At 70.0% G+C, this 26,260-nt stretch carries 22 protein-coding genes; 2 read left to right on the forward strand and 20 right to left on the reverse strand.

Going from position 1 to position 26,260, the window contains the following annotated elements:
* Positions 1-2 precede the first annotated feature (2 nt).
* The 12 genes from alaS to ACYU8V_RS05670 form a co-directional block, all read right to left on the reverse strand.
* Complete coding sequence (alaS, locus tag ACYU8V_RS05615; protein ID WP_460845808.1) at positions 3-2,681, reverse strand: alanine--tRNA ligase; 2,679 nt, start codon at positions 2,679-2,681, stop codon at positions 3-5.
* On the reverse strand, positions 2,678-2,965 hold the full coding sequence (locus ACYU8V_RS05620) for a DUF6167 family protein (protein ID WP_460845810.1): 288 nt from the start codon (positions 2,963-2,965) through the stop codon (positions 2,678-2,680). Before ACYU8V_RS05620 ends, alaS begins: the two co-directional genes overlap by 4 nt.
* A gap of 7 nt (positions 2,966-2,972) precedes the next feature.
* Complete coding sequence (locus tag ACYU8V_RS05625; protein ID WP_460845811.1) at positions 2,973-3,497, reverse strand: hypothetical protein; 525 nt, start codon at positions 3,495-3,497, stop codon at positions 2,973-2,975.
* Between the two features lie 19 nt (positions 3,498-3,516).
* Positions 3,517-4,869 (reverse strand): replication-associated recombination protein A, encoded by a 1,353-nt coding sequence (locus ACYU8V_RS05630; RefSeq protein ID WP_460845812.1) that lies wholly within the window; start codon positions 4,867-4,869, stop codon positions 3,517-3,519.
* 29 nt (positions 4,870-4,898) lie between these two features.
* Positions 4,899-6,098 carry an ABC transporter ATP-binding protein gene (locus ACYU8V_RS05635; RefSeq protein ID WP_460845814.1) on the reverse strand — a complete coding sequence of 400 codons (1,200 nt, stop codon included), beginning with the start codon at positions 6,096-6,098 and terminating at the stop codon, positions 4,899-4,901.
* 1 nt (position 6,099) lies between these two features.
* Positions 6,100-7,146, reverse strand: a complete 1,047-nt coding sequence (locus tag ACYU8V_RS05640) for an ABC transporter ATP-binding protein (RefSeq protein WP_460845815.1) — start codon at positions 7,144-7,146, stop codon at positions 6,100-6,102.
* Positions 7,147-7,157: 11 nt separating this feature from the next.
* Entirely contained in the window at positions 7,158-8,183 is a 1,026-nt protein-coding gene (locus ACYU8V_RS05645) for an ABC transporter permease (protein ID WP_460845816.1), read from the reverse strand.
* A gap of 115 nt (positions 8,184-8,298) precedes the next feature.
* Positions 8,299-10,035, reverse strand: coding sequence for an ABC transporter substrate-binding protein (locus ACYU8V_RS05650; protein ID WP_460845818.1), 1,737 nt, complete (start codon positions 10,033-10,035; stop codon positions 8,299-8,301).
* A gap of 98 nt (positions 10,036-10,133) precedes the next feature.
* Complete coding sequence (locus ACYU8V_RS05655) at positions 10,134-11,138, reverse strand: ABC transporter permease (RefSeq protein ID WP_460845819.1); 1,005 nt, start codon at positions 11,136-11,138, stop codon at positions 10,134-10,136.
* A 179-nt stretch (positions 11,139-11,317) separates the two neighbouring features.
* Complete coding sequence (gene aspS, locus ACYU8V_RS05660) at positions 11,318-13,105, reverse strand: aspartate--tRNA ligase (protein WP_460845820.1); 1,788 nt, start codon at positions 13,103-13,105, stop codon at positions 11,318-11,320.
* On the reverse strand, positions 13,102-14,448 hold the full coding sequence (hisS, locus tag ACYU8V_RS05665; RefSeq protein ID WP_460845821.1) for a histidine--tRNA ligase: 1,347 nt from the start codon (positions 14,446-14,448) through the stop codon (positions 13,102-13,104). Before hisS ends, aspS begins: the two co-directional genes overlap by 4 nt.
* Positions 14,448-15,155 carry an MBL fold metallo-hydrolase gene (locus ACYU8V_RS05670; RefSeq protein WP_460845823.1) on the reverse strand — a complete coding sequence of 236 codons (708 nt, stop codon included), beginning with the start codon at positions 15,153-15,155 and terminating at the stop codon, positions 14,448-14,450. Before ACYU8V_RS05670 ends, hisS begins: the two co-directional genes overlap by 1 nt.
* A gap of 46 nt (positions 15,156-15,201) precedes the next feature.
* On the opposite strand from ACYU8V_RS05670, the gene ACYU8V_RS05675 reads away from it, so the two are divergent.
* Both ACYU8V_RS05675 and ACYU8V_RS05680 read left to right on the forward strand, forming a co-directional pair.
* Positions 15,202-16,431 carry a DUF349 domain-containing protein gene (locus ACYU8V_RS05675; RefSeq protein ID WP_460845825.1) on the forward strand — a complete coding sequence of 410 codons (1,230 nt, stop codon included), beginning with the start codon at positions 15,202-15,204 and terminating at the stop codon, positions 16,429-16,431.
* Between the two features lie 163 nt (positions 16,432-16,594).
* Entirely contained in the window at positions 16,595-17,512 is a 918-nt protein-coding gene (locus ACYU8V_RS05680; RefSeq protein ID WP_460845827.1) for a type IV toxin-antitoxin system AbiEi family antitoxin domain-containing protein, read from the forward strand.
* Between the two features lie 99 nt (positions 17,513-17,611).
* Here ACYU8V_RS05680 and ACYU8V_RS05685 read toward each other — a convergent pair whose 3' ends face one another.
* From ACYU8V_RS05685 to ruvC, 8 genes are all read right to left on the reverse strand, one after another.
* Positions 17,612-19,876: a RelA/SpoT family protein gene (locus ACYU8V_RS05685; RefSeq protein ID WP_460845828.1), complete on the reverse strand. Its 2,265-nt coding sequence runs from the start codon at positions 19,874-19,876 to the stop codon at positions 17,612-17,614.
* Between the two features lie 51 nt (positions 19,877-19,927).
* A complete protein-coding gene (locus ACYU8V_RS05690) occupies positions 19,928-20,470 on the reverse strand; it encodes an adenine phosphoribosyltransferase (protein WP_460845830.1) in 543 nt (180 codons plus the stop codon).
* A 5-nt stretch (positions 20,471-20,475) separates the two neighbouring features.
* Positions 20,476-21,732 carry a protein translocase subunit SecF gene (gene secF / locus ACYU8V_RS05695; protein WP_460845831.1) on the reverse strand — a complete coding sequence of 419 codons (1,257 nt, stop codon included), beginning with the start codon at positions 21,730-21,732 and terminating at the stop codon, positions 20,476-20,478.
* On the reverse strand, positions 21,732-23,549 hold the full coding sequence (gene secD / locus ACYU8V_RS05700; protein ID WP_460845832.1) for a protein translocase subunit SecD: 1,818 nt from the start codon (positions 23,547-23,549) through the stop codon (positions 21,732-21,734). The genes secF and secD overlap by 1 nt, the downstream gene beginning before the upstream one ends.
* A gap of 8 nt (positions 23,550-23,557) precedes the next feature.
* On the reverse strand, positions 23,558-23,929 hold the full coding sequence (gene yajC, locus ACYU8V_RS05705; RefSeq protein WP_460845833.1) for a preprotein translocase subunit YajC: 372 nt from the start codon (positions 23,927-23,929) through the stop codon (positions 23,558-23,560).
* 97 nt (positions 23,930-24,026) lie between these two features.
* Entirely contained in the window at positions 24,027-25,106 is a 1,080-nt protein-coding gene (gene ruvB / locus ACYU8V_RS05710) for a Holliday junction branch migration DNA helicase RuvB (protein ID WP_460845834.1), read from the reverse strand.
* A gap of 1 nt (position 25,107) precedes the next feature.
* Entirely contained in the window at positions 25,108-25,704 is a 597-nt protein-coding gene (ruvA, locus tag ACYU8V_RS05715; protein WP_460845836.1) for a Holliday junction branch migration protein RuvA, read from the reverse strand.
* Complete coding sequence (gene ruvC / locus ACYU8V_RS05720; RefSeq protein ID WP_460845837.1) at positions 25,701-26,222, reverse strand: crossover junction endodeoxyribonuclease RuvC; 522 nt, start codon at positions 26,220-26,222, stop codon at positions 25,701-25,703. The genes ruvA and ruvC overlap by 4 nt, the downstream gene beginning before the upstream one ends.
* Positions 26,223-26,260 lie beyond the last annotated feature (38 nt).

Consider the following 26,260-nt stretch of genomic DNA (forward strand, 5'->3'; position numbering starts at 1 on the left):
CCTCAGGCTCCGGCCACAGCCGCGGTGACGGCGGCCAGCGCCTCGTCGATCCGGGACACGTCGGTGCCACCGCCCTGGGCCATGTCGGCCTTGCCGCCACCCTTGCCGTCCAGGAACGGAGCCGCCACGCGCACCAGCTCGCCGGCCGAGAGGCCACGGGACTGCGCCGCGTCGTTGAGGGCCGCCACGATGGCCGCCTTGCCGTCGGCGGCACCGATCAGCACGACCGCCGCGGGCGCGCCGCCCTGCAGCCGCGCCCGGACGTCGGTCGCGAGGGTGCGGACGTCGCCACCGCCCGCTCCGTCCAGCCGCTGCGCGACGAGGCGTACGCCGTTGACGTCGACCGCGGCGTCGGCCAGGCCCGCGCCACCGGCGAGCAGCTGGGCGAGCCGGATGCGCTCGATCTCCTTCTCGCTCTGCCGCAGCCGGTCCACGAGGTCCTCGACACGGCCGACGAGGTCGCCGGGCTGGGTCTTGAGCAGCGTGGTGAGCTGGCCGACCACGTCGCGCTCCCGGGCCAGGTAGCGGAAGCCCTCGACGCCGGTGAGGGCCTCGACCCGGCGGTTGCCGGAGCCGACGCTCGCCTCGCCCTGGATGACGATGGTCCCGATCTGGCTGGAGTGGTCCACGTGCGTGCCACCGCAGAGCTCGCGCGACCAGGGGCCGCCGATCTCGACGACGCGCACCTTGGTGTCGTCGTAGGTCTCGCCGAACAGGGCGATCGCGCCCCAGTCCTTGGCCTCGGCGAGGGTCATGTACTGCCAGCCCACCGGCAGGTCGGCGCGCAGCGCGTTGTTCGAGACCTCCTCGAGCTCGGTCAGCTGGCCGGGCGTGAGCGCCTGGGTCCAGCCGAAGTCGAGGCGGAGGTAGCCGGGCCGGTTGTAGGAGCCGGACTGCAGCGCGGTCGGGCCGAGCACCTCGCGCAGGGCCGCGTGCACCACGTGGGTGCCGGAGTGCGCCTGGCGGGCGCCGATGCGCCACTCGGGGTCGACCTTGGCGTGCAGCCCGGTCGCCTCGGAGGGCAGCTCGCCGTCCACGACGCGCACCTGGTGGACCACCAGGCCGCGCACCGGCCGCTGCACGTCGAGCACCTCGAGCTTGGCCCCGGCGTACTCGATCACGCCCGCGTCGGCCACCTGGCCGCCGGACTCGGCGTAGAACGGGGTGCGGTCGAGCACCAGCTCGCCCACCTCGCCCTCGCGCAGGACGTCGACCCGCGCGCCCTCCTTGAGCGCTGCGAGCACCTTCGACTCGGTCTCGAGGGTCTCGTAGGCGAGCCACTCGGTCGGGCCGTTGGCGTCCAGGATGCCGCGGTAGACGGTGGTGTCGGCGTGGCCGCCCTTCTTGGACCTGGCGTCGGCCTTGGCACGGGCGCGCTGCTCGGCCATGAGCTCGCGGAAGCCGGTCTCGTCGACGGCCAGGCCGGCCTCGGAGGCCATCTCGAGGGTGAGGTCGATCGGGAAGCCGTAGGTGTCGTGCAGCGCGAACGCCTTGTCGCCGGTGATCGTCGTGGCGCCGGCGTCCTTCACCTCGGCGGCTGCCAGGTCGAAGATCTGCGTGCCGGCCTGGAGGGTCTTGCGGAACGCCTCCTCCTCGGCGAACGCGACCCGGGCGATGCGGTCCCACTCGGTGTAGAGCTCAGGGTAGGTCTCGCCCATCTTGTCGCGCGAGACCGGCAGCAGCTCGGGCAGTGAGGGATCGGCGTACCCGAGCAGGCGCATGTTGCGGACCGCGCGGCGCAGCAGGCGGCGCAGGACATAGCCGCGGCCCTCGTTGCCGGGCGTGACGCCGTCGTTGATCAGCATCAGGCCGGAGCGGATGTGGTCGGCGACGACCCGGAAGCGGACGTCGTCGGTCGGGTCGGCGCCGTACTTCTTGCCGCTGAGGGCCTCGGCCTGCGCGATGACCGGGAAGACGGTGTCGATCTCGTACATGTTGTGCTTGCCCTGCAGCAGGTACGCGACCCGCTCCAGTCCCATGCCGGTGTCGATGTTCTTGCTGGGCAGCGGGCCGGCGATGTCGAAGTCGTCCTTGGCGCGGACCGCGGAGAGCTCCTCCTGCATGAAGACCAGGTTCCAGATCTCCAGGAACCGGTCCTCGTCGGCGTCCGGGCCACCGTCCGGGCCGAACTCCGGACCGCGGTCGATGTAGATCTCGCTGCACGGGCCGCCCGGGCCCGGCACGCCCATGTTCCAGTAGTTGTCCTTCAGGCCCCGCGGCTGGATGCGGTCGGCGGGGACGCCCACCTTCAGCCAGAAGTCCCGCGCCTCGGTGTCCTCGGGGAGGATCGTCACCCAGATCTTGTCCTCGGGGAACCCGAGGCCACCGTCGTCCTGGGACTTGGTGATCAGGTCCCAGGCGTAGCCGATGGCACCTTCCTTGAAGTAGTCGCCGAAGGAGAAGTTGCCGTTCATCTGGAAGAACGTGCCGTGCCGGGTGGTCTTGCCCACCTCCTCGATGTCGAGGGTCCGCACGCACTTCTGCACGCTGGTGGCGCGCCGGTACGGCGGGGTCTCCTGACCCAGGAAGTACGGCTTGAACGGCACCATGCCGGCGTTGACGAACAGCAGGTTCGGGTCGTCGAGCAGCAGCGACGCGGAGGGTACGACGGTGTGCCCGTTGCCCTCGAAGTGCGCGAGGAAGCGGCGCCGGATCTCAGCGCTGCTCAGGTAGCCGGTCATCGGATTTCCTTCGGATCGTTCTGGGGTGACTGGGCGGTCGGGGATGCCTCGAGAGCGGGCATCCCGGGCTCGGGCGACGGCAGCCCGAACCGGCGGCGCAGGTCGGTCTCGGAGTCGGCCACGCCCTGCGCGACCTCGTCGCGGAACATCCGGGCGCCGAGGGTGGCGGCCTTCATCCGGTCTCCGATGCCGTCGGGCGTGAACGCCTCGGCGACCCGTCGTGCCCGGACCATGCCGTACACGCCGGCCGCCATGCCGGCGCCGAACCAGAGCCCGCGCCTCACTGCGACCTCATCCGGTGAGCTCGATCCCCGCGCGCTGGCGCGCCTCGAACTCGCGGCGCGCCTGGCGCAGGTCGGTCCTGCGCTGCTTGCGCGAGCGCTTGACCTCGCGCTTCATCTCGAACCGGATCCGGTTGCGGACCTCCGGCGCGAGGGCGTGCCGCAGGCCGGCCGCCAGCGACGCCGTACGGACCAGGCTCTCGCGCAGCAGCGTGTCGACGAACGGGAGCGGCACCGCCGGGATCCCGGGGACGAGCGCGCGCTCGCGGGCCAGGTCGGTGATGACGAACTCGCGGTCGTCCACGACGACCGGCGCACGGTCGGAGGTGACCAGCCGCTGGGAGGCCAGCGCCTGGCTCTGCAGCTGCGCCTCGAGCTCGGTGAGCTGTACCCGCAGCGCCTCGGCGCCGTCGGCGGCATCGGCGAGGCGTGCGTCGGCGGCGTCGCGCTCGGCCCGGGCGCTGCGCAGCTGGCCCGTCAGCCACACGACGACACCGACCAGCACGGCCACGACCAGCAGGAGAAGCGGGATCACGGGAAGCAAGCCTAGTCGGCTATGTCCTGCCTCTGATGATCGCCCGGATCCGCTCCCACCGCTGCTTGACCGCGGCCTCGTTCCCGAGCTCGGTCGGCCGGTAGTAGGCGGCGTCCGCCAGCACGTCCGGCAGGTACTGCTGCTCGGCGATGCCGAACGGCTCGTCGTGGCTGTAGACGTAGCCCTGCCCGTGGCCCAGCTTGGCCGCGCCCGCGTAGTGGGCGTCGCGCAGGTGGGCCGGGACCGCGCCGATCCTCCCCGCACGCACGTCGGCGATGGCCTTCCCGATCGCGAGGTACGCCGCGTTCGACTTCGGCGCGACCGCCAGCGCCACGGTGGCGTGCCCGAGGGTGATCCGGGCCTCCGGCATGCCGATCAGCTGCACCGCCTGGGCGGCCGCGACCGCGGTCGGGAGAGCCGTCGGGTCGGCCAGACCGATGTCCTCGCTGGCACTGATGATCAGCCTGCGTGCGATGAACCGCGGGTCCTCCCCGGCCTCGAGCATCCGCGCCAGGTAGTGCAGCGCCGCGTCGGCGTCGCTGCCGCGGATCGACTTGATGAAGGCGCTGATCACGTCGTAGTGCTGGTCGCCGTCGCGGTCGTAGCGCACCGCGGCCTGGTCGGCGGCCGCCTCCGCCACCTCGACGGTGATCTGCGGCCCGGCGGGCGTCGGGACCGCCGCACCGGCGGCCGCCTCCAGGTAGGTCAGCGAGCGCCGCGCGTCTCCCCCGGCCAGCCGGACGATGTGGTCGCGTGCCTCGTCGGTCAGGGTGACCGCGCCGGCCAGCCCCCGCTCGTCGGCGACCGCGCGCTCGAGCACGGCCGCGATGTCGTCGTCGGTCAGGGACTCCAGCCGCAGCAGCAGGCTGCGCGACAGCAGCGGCGAGATCACGCTGAAGCTGGGGTTCTCGGTGGTGGCGGCGACCAGCGTCACCCAGCGGTTCTCGACGCCGGGCAGCAGCGCGTCCTGCTGGGCCTTGCTGAAGCGGTGCACCTCGTCCACGAACAGCACCGTCTGCCGGCCGCTGGCCATCAGCTCGGCGCGCGCCGCGTCGATCGACTCGCGGACCTCCTTCACGCCGGCCGACACCGCGGAGACCTCCACGAAGCGGCGACCGGTCTGGTGGCTGATGATCGAGGCGATCGTCGTCTTGCCGGTGCCGGGCGGGCCCCACAGCAGCAGCGACAGCGCCTTGTCGTCCTCGACCAACTGCCGCAGCGGGGAGCCCGGCGCCTTGAGCTGGGACTGCCCGACGAGCTCGTCGAGCGTGCGCGGACGCATCCGCACCGCCAGCGGCGCCGCGGCATGGGTCGCATCGCTCAGCGACCCACCCGTCGGCGTACCGCCGGCGATGTCGAACAGGCCCTCCATGCGGTCGAGCCTAGGTGGTGCCTCCGACCTCAGACCGAGCCGATCCCCGGCTTGTCCAGGTCGAACCACTTGTCGGCGTACCCGGGCTCGTCGTGGAGCTCGGCCGCGGGCTGCGCCTCGGGCGAGGGCTGGCCGTAGGAGTCGACGCCGAGCAGCCGCGCGGTGAACGGCTCCATCGGAGCGTGACCGAGCCGGCCCGGGAAGTGGCACGCGACCTTGTGCCGCTGGCCGATCTGCAGCAGCGGCGGCTCGACCTCCGCGCAGATCTCCTGCGCGATCGGGCACCGGGTGCGGAAGTGGCAGCCCGAGGGCGGGTTGATCGGGCTCGGCACGTCGCCCTGCAGCCGGATGCGCTCGCGCCGGCCCCCGATGGTCGCCTGCTTGACGTCGGGGACGGCGGAGAGCAGCGCCTGGGTGTAGGGGTGGTGAGAGTTGTTGTAGATGCTGTCCCGGTCGCCGATCTCCACGATCTTGCCCAGGTACATCACCGCGATCTCGGGGCAGAAGTGCCGCACGATCGCCAGGTCGTGCGCGACGAACAGGAACGCGATGTTGAACTCGCGCTGGAGGTCCTGGAGCAGGTTGATCACCTGCGCCTGGATCGACACGTCCAGTGCGGAGACCGGCTCGTCGGCGACCAGGAGCTTCGGCTGCAGCGTGAGCGCGCGGGCGATGCCGATGCGCTGGCGCTGGCCGCCGGAGAACTCGTGCGGGTAGCGGTTGTAGTGCTCGGGGTTGAGACCGACGATCTCGAGGAGCTCCTGCACCCGCGGCAGGACCTTGTCCTTGGGCAGCACCTTGTGGATCTCGAGCGGCGCACCGATGATCGAGCCGACCGTGTGCCGCGGGTTCAGCGACGTCGTCGGGTCCTGGAAGATCATCTGGATGTCGCGGCGCAGCGGCATCAGCGAGCGCTGGCTCGCCTTGGCGATGTCGCGCCCCTCGAAGACGACCTTGCCCTCGGTCGGCTTGTACAGCCGGGTGATCAGGCGCCCGGTGGTCGACTTGCCACAGCCGGACTCGCCGACCAGGCCCAGCGAGCCGCCGGCGGCGACCTGGAAGGACACCCCGTCGACCGCCTTCACGTGGCCGATCGTGCGCCGGATGATGCCCTGGTTCTTGACCGGGAAGTACATCTTCAGGTTCTCGACCGACAGCACGGGCGGCGCGGACGGGTCCGCCTCCGTCGCGGCGTGCGGCGCCGTCGGCGTCTCGGGAACGGAAGTCATCTCAGGCCTCCTCGGCCAGGTCGGGCGCGATCTCCGGAAGGACCTCGGTCGCGAAGATCTCGAACGGGTTCGCGAGGTGGCAGCGGCTCAGGTGCCGGCTGCCGTCCTCGGACGGCAGCAGGTCCGGCATCTGGGTGCTGCACAGGTTGTCGGGGACCTTGTCCTTGTGGGCACAGCGCGGGTGGAACGCACAGCCCGTCGGCGGGTTGAGCAGGCTCGGCGGGTTCCCGGGGATGGGGATCAGCTTGGCGTCGACGTCGGCGGTCAGATCCGGCACCGACGACATGAGCCCCCACGTGTAGGGCATCTCCGGGGTCGCCAGGATCTTGGCGCAGCTGCCGTACTCGACCGCCCTGCCGGCGTACATCACCAGCACGTCGTCAGCCATCTCGGCGACGACCCCGAGGTCGTGGGTGATGATGATGATCGCCGAGTTGAACTCACGCTGGATGTCCTGGAGCAGGTCCAGGATCTGTGCCTGGACGGTGACGTCCAGGGCTGTGGTCGGCTCGTCGGCGATGATCAGCGCCGGGTCGTTGATCAGCGCCATCGCGATCATCGCGCGCTGGCGCATGCCGCCGGAGAACTGGTGCGGGTAGTCGTTGACCCGCTGGGCGGGCTGCGGGATGCCGACGCGGTCCAGCATCTCGATCGCCCGCGCCTTCGCCACCTTCTTCGAGACGTCGGCGTGGACGAGGTAGGCCTCCGCGATCTGGTTGCCGACCGTGAAGTACGGGTGCATCGCGGAGAGCGGGTCCTGGAAGATCATCGCGACGTCCTTGCCGCGCCGCTGCCGCATCTCCTCGTCGCTGAGCTGGAGCAGGTCGACCCCGTCGAGCACGATCTCGCCGCTGACCCGGGCGTTCGTGCCGCGGTGCAGGCCGAGGATCGCCGAGCTCGAGACGGACTTGCCCGATCCGGACTCGCCCACGATGCCGAGGGTCTGGCCCCGGTCGAGGGTGAAGGAGAGCCCGTCGGTGGCCTTGACGACGCCGTCGGGCGTCGGGAAGTGGACGTGCAGGTCGTTGACACTGAGGAACTGGTTCATGTCGGGTCCTCTCAGTCCAACCGCACGCGCGGGTCGATGAAGGCGTACAGGATGTCCACCACGATGTTGGCGATCACGACCGCGGCACCGGCGACGAGCAGCAGCCCGATCAGGATCGGAAGGTCGGCGTTGTGGTTGGCCTCGCGAGCGAGGAAGCCCAGGCCCGGGAAGGTGAACACCGACTCGGTGATGATCGCGCCGGCCAGCAGCGAGGCGAAGTCGAGGCCGGCCATGGTCACGATCGGGGTCAGGGTCGCCCGGAGGGCGTGCTTGAACAGGATCTTGCCGCGCTTGAGGCCCTTGGCCTCGGCGGTGCGGATGTAGTCCTCGGTCAGGGTCTCCAGCATGAAGGCGCGGGTGATCCGGACGTAGGCGGCCATGTAGAACACGGCGAGGGTGATCGCGGGCAGCAGCAGGTTCGTGAACCACTGGATCGGGCCGCCGTCCGCGATGGAGACGTACGACGGCTGCGGCACCCACTGCCACTTCGTGGCGACGAACTTGAGCAGGAAGTTACCGATGACGAACACCGGCATCGAATACAGGACCAAGGTGCTGCCGACGAGTATCCGGTCGGTCCAACCGCCCTTCTTCACGGCGGCCAGGACCCCGAGGGGGATGCCGATGATCATCCACATCAAGAACGCGACCACCGACAGCGAGATCGTGACCGGTGCGGCCACCGCGAGCTCGTGGTTCACCGTCTCCTGGTCGCTGTTGGAGAAGCCGAGGCACGGAGCGGAGCAGTGGGTGATGAGTGTCGGGTCCTGCTTCTCGAGCTTGGCGCGGTACGCGTCGTCGACCGGGTAGTCGCGCCCCACGAAGATGCCCTTCACGAACAGCTCGTACTGCTCCACCGGCGACTTGTCGTAGCCGAGGACGCGGCGGATGTCGGAGAGCTTCTGGGGGGTGCAGAACTTGCCGCACGTGTTGCGTGCCGGGTCGCCCGGCACGAAGAACAACACGAAGACGACCAGGGACATCGCTAGGAGTAGGACTACTCCGATGATGCTCCGGCGGACGATGTAGGCAAACACGGGACTTCCTTCGCGCCTCGAGAGGTGGCCGGGTGCGGCCGGGGAGGGCCTGGGTGGGCGTTGCCGCCCACCCAGGCCCGGGTGGTTCCCTAGCTGTTCCTAGGTGGTCAGGTCGTCACTTGGCGACGTAGACCGAGCCCAGGTCCGGGTAGTACGACGAAGCGACGTCGGGCAGGAACCCGCCGACCTTCGACCCGTAGAGGAACCAGTTGTTCTGGTTCGCCAGCGGGATGTAGGCGCCGTCGGCGGCCGCGGTCGCGTCCGCCTTCTGCATGAGCGAGATCTGCTCGTCCTGGCTGGTCGTCTGCTGCGCCTGCTGGATGTAGCTGTCGACCTGCTTGTTGCTGTAGAAGCCGTAGTTGAAGCCGACACCGTTCTGGGCACCCGGAGGGTTGCTCTTCAGGATCGGCGGGATGACGGCGAGCATCGACGGCCAGTCGGCGGCCCAGCCACCCATGAACACGTCGACCTTCTTGTCGCGTCCGGACATGATCGTGTAGTAGTCCGGGTTGGCGTCGGGCGAGACACCCATCAGGGTGACCTTGAAGCCGGCCTTGTTCCACGCGGCCTGCATGGCAGCCGCAGCCTGCTCGTTCTGCGTCGAGGAGTCCGAGTAGCCGAAGGTGATCGGGTACGGCGTCTTCACGCCGGCCTCCTTCAGCAGCGCAGCGGCAGCGGCCGGGTCACCGGCCGGGTTGTCGTCCTTCGTGGCCGGGTTCTCGACGTAGCCGGGGATGCCGGAGCTGACGAGGGTCGAGGTCGGCGTTCCCCAGTGGCTGCCACCCTCGGCCTTGATGTAGCCGGCCTTGTCGGCAGCGACCTGCAGGGCGCGGCGGACCTTCGGGTTCGTGACGGTCAGCGCGTTGACGAACACGTAGCGGGTGTACGGCGACGTGGTCTGGATCGACCGGTCGGACAGGTCGGCCATGTCGGCGTAGTGCGGCGTGTCGACGTTGGCGAACGACAGGGCCGTCTGGTCCTTGCCGGTGTTCGCGACCAGGCGGTCGAAGATCGCACCGAGGTTCGAGAGGAACTCGAAGTCGAACTGGTCAGGCAGGGCCGCGCGCAGCTTCGGGTTGTCGGTCGACGGGTCGTAGTTCGGGTTGCGGACGAAGGTGCCGCCGCGGCCCGAGTTGAACTTGTCGCCCTGCAGCATGTACGGACCGTCGGAGTTGATGGTCCACAGGTTCTTCGTGCCGTGGTCGAAGGACTTCTCGTACGGGTCGAAGGTGAACAGCGCCGCGACCTGCAGCGGGAAGTCCGGGACCGGGTTGGAGAAGTGGTAGGTGATCGTGTTGCCCTTGACGACGACCGCCTTGTCGAACAGCGCCTGCTGCGCCGGGGTCGCGGTCAGCGGGCCCGGGTACGCCGAGGAGCCGTCGGCCTTGAAGAGGCCGCCCAGGTTGTACTGCGCCAGGTAGGTGGTGCCGACACCGGTGCCGTGGACCAGGTTGGGGTCGAACGAGCGGGAGAGGCCGTAGGCGAAGTCGGCGGCCGTGATCGGCTGGCCGTCCTGCCACTTCAGGCCGTCCTTGATGGTGAACGTCCACGTCTTGGCGTCGTCGCTCGGGGTGCCGGTGTCGGTCGCCATGTCGGCGATCGGGGTGCCCGACTCCTTATCGTCCTTGCTGATCGGGAACGCGACGAGGGCGCGGTAGACCAGCCGACGGAACTGGGCGATCTCCTCGCCGAGGTAGACCGCCGCCGGGTCCGTGCCGCTGTAGGCGTTGCTGATGTCGAGGACGGTGATGGTGCCGCCCTTGTCGCCGGCCCCCTCGGTCGTGTTGCCATTGGAGCCGGAACCGCACGCGGCTAGCGTGAGCCCCATCGCTCCGGCGACAAGGCCTCCCATGATTCGGGAGCGAATCTTCGCCATGTGGTTTCTCCTCTATGAGTTGGCGCCCGAACGGGCGACGGTCCCCGGTCCCGGTGGGATCGGAAGTCGATGGGCTAGTGACCCTTGGGGTCGAGGGCGTCGCGCAGGCCGTCACCCAGCAGGTTGAAGGCCACGACGATCAGAGCGATCAGGAACGCCGGGATGAGGAAGAACGTCGAGTCGTGGGACGCCGTCTCCATCGCGTTGCTCAGCACGTTGCCGAGCGTCGGCGTCGGGGGCTGGACGGACACCTGCAGGAACGCCAGCGCCGCCTCGGTCGAGATGTAGAGCGGCAGCATCAGCGTGAAGTTCACCAGGATCGGCGCCCACAGGTTCGGGAGCACCTCCTTGAACCACAGCCGCCGACGGCTCGCGCCGAACAGGCGGGCCGCCTGCACGAACTCGCGCTCGCGGATCGAGAGGACCTGGCCGCGGATGAGGCGCGCGAGCGACATCCAGCCGAACAGGCCCATCACGACGATGACGAAGACGATCTGCGCCGGGTCGCCCGACGGGATGTGCACCGTCTGGGTCAGGAACCCGACCACCACGCTGGACAGCGCCAGGAGCATCAGGGTCTGGGGGAAGCACAGCATCAGGTCGATGAAGCGACCGATGGTGGCGTCGACCCAACCGCCGCTGACGCCGGCGACGATGCCCAGCACGACGCCGACGAGGACCGAGATGACCGAGGCGGACAGGGCGATGAACATCGAGAGCGTGATGCCGTACCAGACCCGGCTGAGCACGTCGTACCCGTTGCCGGGGGTGACGCCCAGCGGGTGCTTCCAGCTGATGCCGCCGAAGTGGCCGCTCGGGAGGCTGAGGTCGTTGATGAGCTCCTGGTGGAGCTCCAGGGGCTTCAGCACCCCGAAGTGCACCAGGAACGGGGCAGCCACACCGAGCAGCAGGTAGATGATCACCACGACGCCGGCCGCGACCGACTTCTTGTCGGCGAGGAAACGGCGCCAGGCCAGCTTCGTCGGCGAGAGCGCGACGGTCCCGCCGCCCTCCTTGACGGCGACGGGAGCGATCTCCTCGGCGGCGTTCTCGTTATGGGTGTCCGGGACCGTGCTCATCGCACTCGGCCCGTCAGGGACGACGTCGCTGCCAAGGTCGGCATGTCTCCTCGTTCGATCAGGGCACACCAACCCTGTCCGGGTGTGCCGTGCGCCACTGTATGGCTCGAACGATCACCGAACGGTGCCTGACACGTAACGGTTCGATATCAACCGTCCTCAGGCGACTTTCGCCCGCTTCACGCCTCTGGCGGGACATCCTTCGTCGGCGAGGCGTCCACGCCCGCTTCCTTCCTTTGCTCCGCGGTGATCGGAGCGGGCGCCGCAGTGAGCGGATCGAAGCCCCCACCGGACTTCGGGAAGGCGATCACCTCGCGGATCGAGTCCACCTTGGCGAGCATCGCGACGATGCGGTCCATGCCGACCGCGATGCCACCGTGCGGCGGGGCGCCGTACTTGAACGCGTCGAGCAGGAAGCCGAACTTCTCCTGCGCCTGGTCGTCGTCGATGCCCATCACCTTGAACACGCGCTTCTGCACGTCCTCGCGGTGGATCCGGATCGAGCCGCCACCGAGCTCGCTGCCGTTGCAGACGATGTCGTAGGCGTACGCCAGGGCGCTGCCCGGGTCGGTGTCGAAGGTGTCGGCGAACTCCGGCTTGGGGCCGGTGAACGCGTGGTGCACAGCGGTCCAGGCGCCGGCACCGACCGCGACGTCGCCGGAGGCGACCGCGTCGGAGGCGGGCTCGAACATCGGGGCGTCGACGACCCACGTGAACGCGAAGGCGTCCTCATCGATCAGTCCGCACCGGCGGCCGATCTCCAGGCGGGCCGCTCCGAGCAGGGCGCGGCTGGGCTTGGTGGCACCGGCCGCGAAGAAGATGCAGTCACCGGGCTGGGCGCCGACGTGGGCGGCCAGACCGGCCTTCTCGTCCTCGGACAGGTTCTTGGCGACCGGTCCCCCGAGCTCGCCGTCCTCCTGCACCAGCACGTAGGCCAGGCCGCGCGCACCGCGCTGCTTGGCCCAGTCCTGCCACGCGTCCAGCTGCTTGCGGGGCTGGCTCGCGCCGCCGGGCATGACCACCGCGCCGACGTACTCGGCCTGGAAGACGCGGAAGGGCGTGTCCTTGAAGTAGTCAGCGCACTCGACGAGCTCCTGGCCCATCCGCAGGTCCGGCTTGTCGCTGCCGTAGAGACGCATCGCGTCGGCGTACGTCATGCGCGGGATGGGCGTGGGGATCGTGACGCCGATCTGCGCCCACATCGCCGAGAGGACGTCCTCGGTGAGGGCGATGACGTCCTCCTGGTCCACGAAGCTCATCTCGATGTCGAGCTGGGTGAACTCCGGCTGGCGGTCGGCGCGGAAGTCCTCGTCGCGGTAGCAGCGCGCGATCTGGAAGTAGCGCTCCAGGCCGCCGACCATGAGCAGCTGCTTGAACAGCTGCGGGCTCTGCGGCAGGGCGTACCAGCTGCCCGGGTGCAGGCGCGCCGGGACGAGGAAGTCGCGCGCGCCCTCGGGGGTGCTGCGGGTCAGCGTGGGCGTCTCGACCTCGACGAAGCCGTGGGCGTCGAGCACGTCGCGGGCGGCCTTGTTGACCTTGCTGCGCAGGCGGATGGCGGCCGCGGGGCCGCTGCGGCGCAGGTCGAGGTAGCGGTACTTGAGCCGCGACTCCTCGCCGACCTCGCCGGCGCTGGTCGCGTCGTCGATCGGGAACGGGAGCGGCGCGCTCGGGTTGAGGACCTCGAGCTTCGCGACGACGACCTCGACCTCGCCGGTGGGCAGGTTCGGGTTGACGTTGGCCTCGGTCCGCGCGATGACCTCGCCGGTCACGGCGATGCAGAACTCGCTGCGGAGCGCGTGCGCCTCCTCCTCGTCGCGGAAGACGATCTGCACCACGCCACTGGCGTCGCGCAGGTCGATGAAGGCCACCCCACCGTGATCGCGCCGCCGCGCCACCCAGCCCGCGAGCGTGACGGTCTGGCCGACGTGCTCGGCACGCAGCGTGCCGGCGTCCTGGGTGCGGATCACTTGTTCTCCTTCGTGATGACCTGCGGGCGCAGGTCGACTGCGGGCGGCATCCAGGTGGCCGGGTCGACCGTGACCTGCTCGCCCGAGCGGATGTCCTTGACTTCGTACGTCGTGCCAGTCTCGCCGGTCCGCTCGAAGAGGACGAACGGAATACCGCGGCGCTCGGCGTACCGGATCTGCTTGCCGAACTTGTCGGCCCTCGCGGCGACCTCGGTGGGTACGCCGGATGCGCGCAGCCGCTGGGCCACGGCATCGGCGGCCAAGCGGGAGTCCTCCTCGTTGAGCGCGACGAGCACCGCGCTCGGCACCGGCCGGGAGCCGGTGAGCCCGCCCTTCTGGACGAGCGGCACGAGCAGCCGGCTCAGCCCGAGCGAGATGCCGACGCCCGGGTAGGTGCTGCGGCCGTCGGAGGCGAGCGCGTCGTACCGACCGCCGGAGCAGATCGAGCCGAGGCCCTCGAACCCGGTGAGCCGGGTCTCGAAGACGGTGCCGGTGTAGTAGTCCAGGCCGCGGGCGATCTTCAGGTCCGCCACCACCTTGACCGTGTCGGACGTGACCGAGGCACAGCCCGCGACGACGGCCGCGAGCTCCTCGAGGCCCTCGTCGAGGAGCGGGTCCACGACGCCGAGCGCCCGGACCTGCTCGACGAACGAGTCGTCCTCGGCCTCGATCGTCGCGAGCCGGAGGCACAGGTCGGCCTGCTTCTCGTCGAGACCCGCGTCGTCCTGCAGCAGCTCGCGGATCCTCTCGACGGGCAGCTTGTCGAGCTTGTCGATGACCTGCATGACCTTCTCGACGTCCGGCGCACCGATGCCGGAGTAGAAGCCCTGGATCAGCTTGCGGTTGTTGACCTGCAGCCGGAAGCCGGGCAGGAAGGCGAGCTGCGACAGCGCCTCGACCATCACGCGCGCGACCTCGACGTCGTGGTGGAACGGCAGCTCGTCGCGGCCGACGATGTCGATGTCGGCCTGGGTGAACTCGCGGAAGCGCCCCTCCTGGGGACGCTCACCGCGCCAGACCTTCTGGATCTGCCAGCGGCGGAACGGGAACTCGAGCTTCCCGGCGTTCTCCAGCACGTAGCGCGCGAACGGCACCGTCAGGTCGAAGTGCAGGCCCATGCCGGCGTCTTTGTCCGTGTCGTGCAGCCGCTTGAGGACGTAGACCTCCTTGGAGGTCTCCCCCTTGCTCAGCAGCTGGTCCATCGGCTCGACCGCGCGCGTCTCGACGTTGCCGAAGCCGTGCAGTTCGAAGGTCCGCGCCAAGGTGGCGATCACCTGCTGCTCGACCACCCGGTCGGCCGGCAGGAACTCGGGGAAGCCGCTGAGCGGCGTGGGCTTGGCCATCACAGCCCCCGCGTCGGCGCCGCGGTCGTGCCCGCGTCGAGGAGGTCCTGGAGGAAGGGGTTGGTGGCCCGCTCCTGGCCGATGGAGGTCTGCCCGCCGTGGCCCGGCAGCACGACGATGTCGTCGGCCAGCGGGAGCACCTTGGTGCGCAGACTCGCCAGCATCTTGGCGTGGTCGCCGCCGGGCAGGTCGGTGCGGCCGATCGAGCCCTGGAACAGCAGGTCACCCGAGAACATCACCTCGGGCACGTCGCCGCCGTACGGGCTGCGGAAGGCCACCGATCCCTCGGTGTGGCCGGGGGCGTGGTCGACGGTGAAGGTGATCCCGGCCAGCTCGAGCGCGGCGCCGTCGGTGAGCTCGCGGACGTCGTCGGGCTCGGTGAACTCGTAGTCGCCGCCGAGCAGCATGCCGGCCGACTCGCGCGACAGGCCCGCCACCGGATCGGTCAGCAGGTGCCGGTCCGCGGGGTGGATCCATGCGGTGGCGTCGTACGTCCCGGCGACGGGGGCGACGCTCCACATGTGGTCGACGTGGCCGTGGGTGAGCAGCACCGCGACCGGCTTCAACCGGTGCTCGCGGACGATCTCGGCGATCCCGGCGGCTGCGTCCTTGCCGGGGTCGATCACGACGCACTCGGCGCCGGCTGAGGTGGCCGCGACATAACAGTTCGTGCCCCACGGTCCTGCGGGGAAGCCGGCGATCAGCACCGACCCAGCCTATCGGCCGCGCCGGGCCCGATTAGCATTGCCTACCGTGACTACCTCCGACTGGGGACGCGTCGACTCCGACGGCACCGTCTATGTGAAGACGAGCGACGGCGAACGCGCCGTCGGTCAGGTGCCCGATGTCTCGGCAGACGAAGCCCTGGCCTTCTTCACCCGCCGGTACGAAGCGCTCGCGCTCGAGGTGGACCTGCTGCACAAGCGGGTCTCCTCGGCGCTGCTCTCCCCCGAGGAGGCGGCCGCCTCGGTGAAGACCGTGCGCGCGCAGCTGGTCGACGCCAACGCGGTGGGCGACCTCGCCGCGCTCGGCGCCAAGCTCGACGAGCTCGGCCCGGTGATCGCGATCCAGCGCGAGGCCCGCAAGGCCGAGAAGGCCGCCCGCTCGAACGAGTCGCGCGAGGCCAAGGAGAAGCTCGCCGCCGAGGCCGAGAAGATCGCCAACGGCCGCGACTGGCGCAACGGCGCCAACCGGCTGCGGGAGCTCCTCGACGAGTGGAAGGCGCTGCCCCGTCTCGAGCGGGCCGTGGACGACGCGCTGTGGAAGCGCTTCTCGACCGCCCGGTCGGCCTACACCAAGGCCCGCAAGGCCCACTTCGCCGAGCAGGACAGCAAGCGCGCCGGCGCGCAGGTGATCAAGGAGCGCCTCGTCGCCGAGGCCGAGAAGATCGCCGAGTCGACCGAGTGGGGTCCGACCGCGGGCCGCTACCGCGAGCTGATGCGGCAGTGGAAGGCGGCCGGCCCGGCGCCGAAGAGCGTCGACGACGAGCTGTGGGCCCGCTTCCGCGGGGCGCAGGACCGGTTCTTCGGGGCGCGCGACGCCGAGAACGCCGCGCTGGACCAGGAGTTCGCCGCCAATGCCGAGGTCAAGGAGCAGATCCTCCTCGAGGCGGAGGCGCTGCTGCCGGTGACCGACCTGACCGCCACGAAGGCCGCCTTCCGCGACATCGCCGAGCGCTGGGACGCGGCCGGCAAGGTCCCGCGGGACCGGATCAAGGACCTCGAGGGCCGGATGCGGACCGTCGAGCAGGCGATCCGCAAGGTCGAGGACGAGCAGTGGCGGCGTACCGACCCGGAGAAGTCGGCGCGTGCCGACGACATGGTCTCCAAGCTCGAGACCGCCATCGCCGACGCCGAGGCCAAGCTCGACAAGGCGCGGGCCGCCGGGGACGCCAAGAAGGTGCGCGAGCTCGAGGAGAACCTCGAGGGTCGTCGGTCCTTCCTGGAGATGGCGCGGCGGGCTTCGGAGGACTTCTCCGGCTGACCCGCGAGGCGTCACCTCTGCACCACCGAAGCGTCACGTCTGCACCTACGAAGCGTCGCTTCTGCATCTCGGGGGCGGCAGTCGGCCGTCGCGGGTGCACGACTTATCCACAGGCGGCTGCGGAGCTCTGGCTCGGCGGTCCTCGGGCGGGCACGCTCACGCCATGGATCCGATCGCGTCGGGGCGGCCGTTCACCCGAGACCAGCTCGAGCAGCTGGGCCTGAGTCGGGCTCGACTGAGCAAGCTGCTGGCCGAAGGTGCGCTACGCCGGATCCTGCGCAACGTGTACGTCGGCGCGACGACTCCCGATGACCTCGACCTCCGGGTGGCGGCGCTCCGTCTGGTTCTCGCTCCGGACCAGGTCGTGGTTGATCGCACGGCAGCGTGGCTGCTGGGCGTCGATTGCTATACGGCCGCTGAGCAGTCGCACGGTGCCGAGGCCGAGGTCTGCGTCCTCCGCGGCGGGACGCGGTGCCGGCACACCTCGGTCCGGGGACGCTCCCGCGACCTTCTTCCGGCCGACATCACCGACGTCGCGGGGATCCCGTGCACCAGTCCGTTGCGGACGGCCCTCGATCTCGGATGCAACCTCCGGCGCCGGGAAGCCTTCGCCGCGCTCTGCGGGCTCGCTCGCGCCTACGGCATCGACGAGCACAGCATGGGCTCGGAGCTCGCGCGCTTCCGCGGTCGGCGTGGGGTCATCCAGCTTCGCGAGCTCCTCCCCCTGGTCGATGCGCGTCTCGAGTCGCCGCGCGAGGCATGGACGCTCCTGGCGATCATCGACGCGGGAGTCGCGGCGCCCGAGCCCCAGCACTGGATCGTGATCGACGGCGTCCCGACGTACAGGCTCGACTTCGCGTACGTCGCTCAGCGGGTGTGCATCGAGTACAACGGCTTCGACGCGCACGAGCGAACGACCGAGCAGGTCGACAACGACGCCGAGCGCGCAGCGTGGCTGCGCGAGAACCACTGGACCGTCATCGTGGTCCGTTCTGGCGACTTCAGCGGTCCGCGCCTCGACGCCTGGCTGCGAGAGCTGCGGCTGGCGCTACGGCCGTCGTACACGCCGAGGCGTTGGTGACGCCTCGGCAGTGCAAAGGTGACGCCTCGCGGGTGCAGAGGTGACGCCTCGCGGGTGCAGAGGTGACGCCTCGCGGGTGCAGAGGTGACGGCTCGCGAGTCAGGCGGTGACCCGGTACACGTCGAAGACCCCCGGCACCGACCGGACCGCGTTGAGGACCGTGTCGAGGTGCTTGGCGTCGGCCATCTCGAAGGTGAAGCGCAGCTTGGCGACCCGGTCCCGGGAGGTGGTGAGGTTCGCGGACTGGAGCGACAGGTGGGCGTCGGAGAGGACGAGAGTGATGTCGGTCAGCAGCCGCGACCGGTCGAGGGCCTCGACCTGGATGTTGACCAGGAAGGTCGACTGGCCGGTGGGCGCCCACTCGACGTCGAGGACCTTCTCCGGCTGGCCCAGCAGGTTCGCGGCGTTGGTGCAGTCCTTGCGGTGGACCGAGACTCCCCCGCCCTTGGTCACGAAGCCGAGGATGTCGTCGGGCGGGACCGGCGTACAGCACTTGGCGAGCTTGACCCAGACGTCCGGGGCGCCCTTGACGATGACCCCGACGTCACCTCCGCCCGCGAGCCGGGAACGGTGCCGGCGCCCGGTGATCGTGACCGCCTCGGCGAGGTCCTCCTGGGCCCCCTGGTCGCCACCGTGCAGCTCGATGACCTTGCGTACGACGGTCTGGGCGCCCAGGTTGTGCTCGCCGACGGCGGCGTACAGCGCCGAGACGTCGGCCAGCTTGAACTGCTCGGCGACCTGCGAGAGCGAGTCGTGGCTGAGCAGCCGCTTGAGGGGCAGGCCCTCCTTGCGCATCAGCTTGGCGATCTCGTCCTTGCCGCGCTCGATCGCCTCCTCGCGGCGCTCCTTGGTGAACCACTGGCGGATCTTGGAGCGCGCGCGCTGGGACTTCACGAAGGTCAGCCAGTCCCGCGACGGGCCGGCGGTCGGCGCCTTGGACGTGAACACCTCGACCACGTCGCCGTTCTCGAGCGTGGACTCCAGCGGCACCAGGCGCCCGTTCACGCGGGCGCCGATGGTCTTGTAGCCGACCTCGGTGTGCACGGCGAAGGCGAAGTCGACCGGCGTCGCTCCCGTCGGGAGCGCGATGACGTCGCCGCGCGGGGTGAAGACGTAGGTCTCGGCCTGGTTGATCTCGAAGCGCAGCGACTCCAGGAACTCCCCCGGGTCCTCGACCTCGCTCTGCCAGTCGAGGAGCTGGCGCACCCAGGACATGTCGTCGAGGTCGCCGCGCTTCTCGGTGTCGGTGCCGCTGCGGCCGTCCTCCTTGTACTTCCAGTGCGCGGCGACGCCGTACTCCGCGCGCCGGTGCTGGGCGAAGGTGCGGATCTGCATCTCGACCGGCTTGCCCTGCGGGCCGATGACGGTCGTGTGCAGCGACTGGTACATGTTGAACTTCGGCATCGCGACGTAGTCCTTGAACCGGCCGAGCACCGGGTTCCACCGCGAGTGCAGGACCCCGAGGACGCCGTAGCAGTCGCGGTCCTGCTCGACCAGGATCCGGATGCCGACCAGGTCGTAGATGTCGGAGAAGTCGCGGCCGCCGACGATCATCTTCTGGTAGATCGAGTAGTAGTGCTTCGGCCGCCCCGTCACGGTCGCCTTGATCTTGGCCTCGCGCAGATCGGCCTCCACCTGGTTGATCACCTCGGCGAGGAACTGGTCGCGCGACGGCGCCCGCTCGGCGACCATCCGCACGATCTCGTCGTAGATCTTCGGGTGCAGGGTCGCGAACGCGAGGTCCTCGAGCTCCCACTTGATCGTGTTCATGCCGAGCCGGTGGGCCAGCGGGGCGTAGATGTCCAGCGTCTCGCGGGCCGTGCGCTCCTGGCTCTTCTGCGGGACGAACCGCAGCGTGCGCATGTTGTGCAGCCGGTCGGCGAGCTTGATGACCAGCACCCGGATGTCGCGCGACATCGCGACGATCATCTTGCGGATGGTCTCGGCCTGCGCGCTGTCGCCGTAGACGACCTTGTCCAGCTTGGTGACGCCGTCGACGAGCTGGGCGACCTCGTCACCGAAGTCGCGGCGGCACTCCTCGAGGGTGTACTCGGTGTCCTCGACGGTGTCGTGCAGCAGTGCGGCGACCAGGGTCGCCTCGGTCATGCCGATGCCGGCCAGGATGGTGGTCACCGCGAGCGGGTGGGTGATGTACGGGTCGCCGCTCTTGCGCTTCTGGTCGCCGTGCAGCCGCTCGGCAGTGGTGTAGGCGCGCTCGAGGAGCGCGAGATCGGCCTTCGGGTGGTTGGCCCGTACGGCGCGGAACAGCGACTCGAGCACCGGGTTGGCGCTGCTCCGCGTGCCCATCCGGGCCAGGCGGGCGCGCACCGCCGAGGGACGCGGGGCGGTGCGTTCCTCAGCCATTGGCCCAGTCTAGTGAGCCCGTCCGGAGGACCGCACGGGGATGGACCGAGATCAGACGGTGAGCAGGGCCGTGACGTCGTGGCCGGCCGTCGCATCCCGGCCGGGCAGGAAGGAGAGCTCCATCAGGAAGGCCAGGCGGTGGACGACAGCACCCGCGCGCTCGATCAGCTCGCAGGTCGCCCGCGCCGTACCGCCGGTCGCGAGGACGTCGTCGATGACCAGGATCCGCTCGCCCGGGCGCAGCGCGTCGCCCTGGATCTCCAGGGTGGCCTCGCCGTACTCCAGCGCGTAGGACACGGCGTGCGTCTCACCGGGCAGCTTGCCGGGCTTGCGGGCCGGGACGAACCCGACACCGAGTGCCAGCGCGACAGGCGCCCCGAGGATGAAGCCACGCGACTCCATGCCGATCACCTTGTCCACGACCACCGCGCCGGTGTGGTCGCGGCCGGCGTCGGCCAGCGTCGCGACGACCGTGCGGAAGCCTTCGGGGTCGGCCAGCAGCGGCATGATGTCCTTGAACATCACGCCCGGCTGCGGGAAGTCAGGGACGTCCCGCACCAGCCGCTGGAGTACGTCGGTCGACGACTCGGGCATCCCGGCTACTTGCCGCGCTTGGAGCGAGGCTTGCGCTCGGGCTGGGTGCGGCCCGAGGCGCCGCTCTCGCCGACCGGCCGGTGCTGGGTGGGCAGGGTGCGGCCCTTGCCCATCGGCGAGGTCTTCGGCTCGGGCCGGGGTGTGGTCGGCGCGACGCGGTCGTCGTACTCCCCGTCGCGGGACGGACGGGCAGCCGGCGCGTCCGGGTCGACGACCGGCATGTCCTCGGCGAAGGACGGGACCGACGCGTAGCGGTCGACCTGGGCCTTGCGGGCCCGGGCGGCACGCTTGGCGCGCTCCTGCTCCTCGCTGGTGCGCGACTTGAGGTGCACGATCACCCGGGGAGCCAGCATGACCGAGGAGTAGACACCCGCACCCATGCCGACGAACTGCGCGAGCGCGAGGTCCTTGAGCGTGCTCGCGCCGAGCATGACGGCGCTGACCCAGAGGATCGCACCGATCGGGATGAGCGCCACGATCGAGGTGTTGATCGAGCGGACCAGGGTCTGGTTGACGGCGAGGTTGGCGGCGTCGCCGTACGTCTGCGTCTTGGTGCGCAGCTTGGTGGTGTTCTCCTTGATCTTGTCGAACACGACCACGGTGTCGTAGAGCGAGAAGCCGAGGATCGCGAGCAGGCCGGTGACGGCGGCCGGCGTGACCTCGAAGCCGGACAGTGCGTAGACACCGATGGTGAGCGCGCAGTCGTGGACGAGCGCCACCATGGCGCCGACCGACATCTTCCACTCGCGGAAGTAGACCCAGATGAAGATGACGACGGCGATCAGGAAGACCACGACGCCGAGGGCAGCGCGGTTGGCGACCTCCTTGCCCCAGCTCGGACCGATGGAGGTGATCGAGAGGTCGTCGACGGTCTTGCCGGCCTGCGGGAAGTCCTTGAAGATCACGTTCGCGACCTGCTGCTGCTGAGCGGGGTTCAGGCTCTCCACCTGGACGCTCAGCGCCTTGTCGCCGGCCGTGGTCACCACCGGGGAGCCGGCCTGCTGGATGTGGGCGTCGCCGATGTCGGTCTGCAGCTTGTCGGCGTTGGCCTGGGTCGCGTTGCCGGCACCCACGTTGACCGAGATGGAGGTTCCGCCCTTGAACTCCACGCCGTAGTGCAACGGCTTGAAGACGAAGGCCGAGAGGAGGGCGATGGTGACCAGCGTCAGGGAGACGGAGTACCACAGCCACTGCTTGCCGATGAAGTCGATGGACTTGCGACCCTGGTACAGGTCGTTGCCCAGACGGGACATCTTGCCCATCAGGCCTCCCCTCCCGCGGTGCGCGCAGTGTCCATGCCGAGTGTCTCGCGGCTCAGGCCGGACCACTTCCGACCGGAGTTGAACGCCTTGAACTGCGCCAGGTAGGACACCATCGGCTTGGTGAACCAGAACAGCACGGCCAGGTCGACGAGCGTCGAGAGGCCGAGCGCGAAGCCGAAGCCCTTCACCACGCCGCTGGCGAAGATGTAGAGGATCAGCGCGGAGAGCACCGAGACCGTGTTGGCCGCGAGCCGGGTGATCCGGGCGCGATGCCAGCCGGACTCGACGGCGACCCGCATCGACTTGCCCTCGCGCATCTCGTCACGGATGCGCTCGAAGAAGATGACGAACGAGTCGGCGGTGATGCCGACCGCGATGATCAGGCCCGCGATGCCGGGAAGGGTGAGCGTGAAGCCCGCGCCCTTCGCCAGCAGCAGCACCATCGCGTAGGTGATCGAGGCCGCCACGAACAGCGAGGCCACGACGACCATGCCCAGGCCGCGGTAGTAGAGCAGGCAGTAGAGCATGACCAGCGCGAGACCGATGGCCCCGGCGAGGAGACCCGCGTGGAGCTGGTTGCCGGCCAGCGAGGGACCGATGGTCTCCGTGCTGGGCTGCTCGAAGGCGATCGGCAGCGAGCCGTACTTCAGGCTGGTCGCGAGGGACTGGGCGGACTCCTCGTTGAAGTTGCCCTGGATGGTGGAGCGCCCGTCGGAGATGTAGGCGTTCATGGTCGGGGCGGAGATGACCTGACCATCGAGGACGACCGCGAACTGGTGGCCCGTGCCGTTGTACTTCTTGGTGATCGTGGCGAAGTCGTCCTCAGCGCCGGTGCTACCGGGCGGGAACGCCTTGGACTTGTCGTTGCCCATGGTGATCGCGACTTCCCAGGCGATCTGGTTCTGCGGGACCTCGGCCTTGGCGTCGGTCAGCTCGGTGCCCTCGACGACCGACCGCGACAGCAGGTACTTCTGCGGCGTCGCCATCGCCGTACCGGCGTTGTTGAGCGAAGGGGCATCGCAAGCTACGAGCGGTCGACTGGCATCGTCAGGCAACCGGACCGCGGTCGAAGTGCCGGGCTTGACCAGCTCGGTCACATAGTTGCCGGGATCGGTCGACGAGCCGTTTGGATTGACCTGCCGGAGGACGCAGCTGTACGCCTTGTACTCCGCTTTCGCCGCGGCGTCGGGATCGGCCGTCCACGCGATGATGGCCTCGGCGGAGTTGGGGTCGGACGAGGGCGTGCCGGAGGCGGAGCCGGCCGTCGCAGACGAGGTCGCGAGCGGCGTCGCGGTCGCGGTCGCCGAGGGCTTGGCCGTCGGCTTGCTGGTGGGCTTGGCGGTCGGCTTCGCGGCGACCTTCCCGAACGCCGGGGCCGGTCGGCCGTTGGCGGCCAGGCCCGACGGCGCGGAACTGTCGCACGGCGACGCGATCGGATTGTTGTTCGCGTCGATCAGCGGGCACGCGACCATCCGGAACCGGAGCACGGCCTGACGCTTCGCGGTCTCCTCGAGCTGGGCCGCGTTGCTGGTCGACTTGGGGATCGAGACGATGATGTGGTTGTTGCCCTGGGTCGTGACCGATGCCTCGGACACGCCGGACGCGTTGACGCGGCGGTCGATGATCGAGCGGGCCTCGTCCAGGTTCGCCTTCGAGGGCGTCTTGGTGGCGGTCAGCGTGATCTGGGTGCCGCCCTGGAGGTCCAGGCCGAGGGCCGGCTTCCAGGTGCCGGTCAGAGCCGCGAGCCCGTAGAGCACCGCAACGCCGAGGAAGAAGATGATGAGCGTCCGGCCGGGCCGGTGGCGTCGTGCCGCCATGGAAGGTCTCAGTCCTCTCGATCGGCAACGACGACGTCGTCGCTGCCGGGGATCGTGTCGCCGTCGGCCTCGTCGGCCGGGTCGAGCTCGTCGGCCTGCTCGGCCTGGTCGTCGGCCTCGTCCTTGTGGACCTTCGAGCCGATAGCGCCGCGCAGCACGCGCAGCGTGACGCCCTCGGCGACCTCGACCCCGACGTGGTCGTCGGTCAGCTCCACGACGGTCCCGAAGATGCCCGAGGTGAGCACGACGTCGTCGCCGACGTCCACCGTCTTCTGCATGGTCAGGGTCGCCGACTGACGGCGTTGCGCGGGCCGGATGATCAGCAGCCAGAAGACGACCGCGATCAGCAGGATCGGCAGCCAGCTGAGCAGTTGCTGCATTGTTGAAAGACCTTCTCCCGGGTGGACCGCTGGACCGACGGGCAAGCATAGCCAGCAGGGCCCTCGCGTCCCGCAATCGGACCTGTTCGCGTCCGGATCAGTCCGAGAAGAGGGTCGCGTCCCCACCCTCGGGCGGTACGACGGGCGGGGCCAGCCCGAGGTGCTGCCAGGCCGCCGGCGTGGCGATCCGCCCCCGCGGCGTACGGGCCAGGAAGCCGTTGCGCACCAGGAACGGCTCGGCGACCTCCTCGACCGTCTCCCGCTCCTCGCCGACCGCCACGGCCAGCGTCGACACGCCCACCGGCCCGCCGCCGAAGCGGCGGCACAGCGCGTCGATGACGGCGCGGTCGAGCCGGTCGAGGCCGAGCTGGTCGACCTCGTACAGGTCGAGCGCGGCCTCGGCGACGCCACGGGTCACGATCCCGTCGGCACGCACCTGCGCGAAGTCGCGCACCCGCCGCAGCAGGCGGTTCGCGATCCGCGGCGTGCCACGGGAGCGGGACGCGATCTCGGCGGAGCCCTCGTCAGTCAGCTCGACGCCGAGCAGACCGGCCGAGCGGTGCACGATGAGGTCGAGCTCGTGCGGCTCGTAGAACTCCAGGTGGGCGGTGAACCCGAACCGGTCGCGCAGCGGTCCGGGCAGCAGGCCCGCCCGCGTCGTCGCGCCCACCAGCGTGAACGGCGGGATCTCCAGCGGGATCGCCGTGGCGCCGGGCCCCTTGCCGATGACGACGTCGACGCGGAAGTCCTCCATCGCCAGGTAGAGCATCTCCTCGGCCGGCCGCGACATCCGGTGGATCTCGTCGACGAAGAGCACGTCGCCCTCGTTGAGGCCGGACAGGATCGAGGCGAGGTCGCCCGCATGGGTGATGGCGGGACCACTGGTGATGCGCAGGGCGGCGGCCATCTCGGCCGCGATGATCATCGACAGCGTCGTCTTGCCCAGGCCGGGCGGACCGGACAGCAGGACGTGGTCGGGCGCCCGCCCACGCTGCTTGGCGGCCTCGAGCACCAGGCCGAGCTGGTCGCGCACCCGCGTCTGACCGATGACCTCGTCGAGCGTGCGCGGACGGAGCGCCGCCTCGACCGCCCGCTCGTCGCCGTCGGCCTCGGCGGTCGTCAGGGACCGCAGGTGGGTCTCCTCGGCAGCCGCCAGCTCGTCCTCGTGGAAGGCCATGTCAACGCGCCAGTGCCCGCAGTGCGGAGCGCAGCAGCCCGCTCACGTTCGGTACGCCGGAGGCGGCCTCGTCGCCCACGGCCTCGACCGCCTTCTCGGCCTCCTTGGCGTTGTAGCCGAGACCGATCAGGCCCTGCAGCACCTGGTCGCGCCACGGCTCCCCCACCGGCATCGCGGCGTGACCGCCGGCGCCGACGGGCGCGCCGATGCGGTCCTTGAGCTCGAGGATGATGCGCTGCGCGCCCTTCTGCCCGATGCCGGGGACCTTGGTGAGGGTCTTGACGTCCTCGGTCGCGATGGCGGTGCGGACGCCGTCCGGGGAGAGCACCGCGACGATCGCCTGGGCCAGCTTGGGCCCGACGCCGGAGGCGGTCTGCGCCAGCTCGAAGATGGCCTTCTCGTCCTCGTCGGCGAAGCCGAAGAGCGTCATCGAGTCCTCGCGCACGATCATGCTCGTGGGCAGCGTCGCCTCCTGGCCGGGCCGCAGCCCCGCCAGGGTCCCGGGCGTGCACATCAGCTCCAGCCCGATGCCGCCCACCTCGACGACGGCGCTGTTCAGCGTCAGGTCGGCGACCCGGCCGCGGACGAAGGCGATCATCGGTTGCTCCTTGCCGTGGCCAGCGCCGCGTCGATCCGGGCCTGGGCGCCTCCGCGCCAGATGTGGGTGATGGCCAGCGCCAGCGCGTCGGCGGCGTCGGCCGGCTTCGGCATGGCGTCCAGCCGGAGGATGCGGGTGACCATCGCACCCACCTGCGCCTTGTCGGCGCGGCCGCTGCCCGAGACCGCGGCCTTCACCTCGCTGGGCGTGTGCAGCGCGACCGGCAGGCCACGGCGCGCGGCGCACACCATCGCGATGCCCGCGGCCTGGGCGGTGCCCATGATCGTGGAGACGTCGCTGCGGGCGAAGATCCGCTCGATGGCGACCGCGTCGGGACCGTACTCGTCGAGACGGGCCTCGATGCCCTTCTCGATGAAGACCAGGCGCTCGGGGACCGACCAGTCCGCCGGCGTACGCACCACCCCGACGTCGACGAGCGTCAGGGGCCGTCCGACGGCACCGTCGACGACCCCCAGGCCGCACCGGGTCAGGCCGGGGTCGATCCCGAGCACACGCATCGCAGCCGCCTTCCGTCCGCACAGGTGTTCGTAGGGAA

The organism is Nocardioides ultimimeridianus (assembly GCF_054777895.1).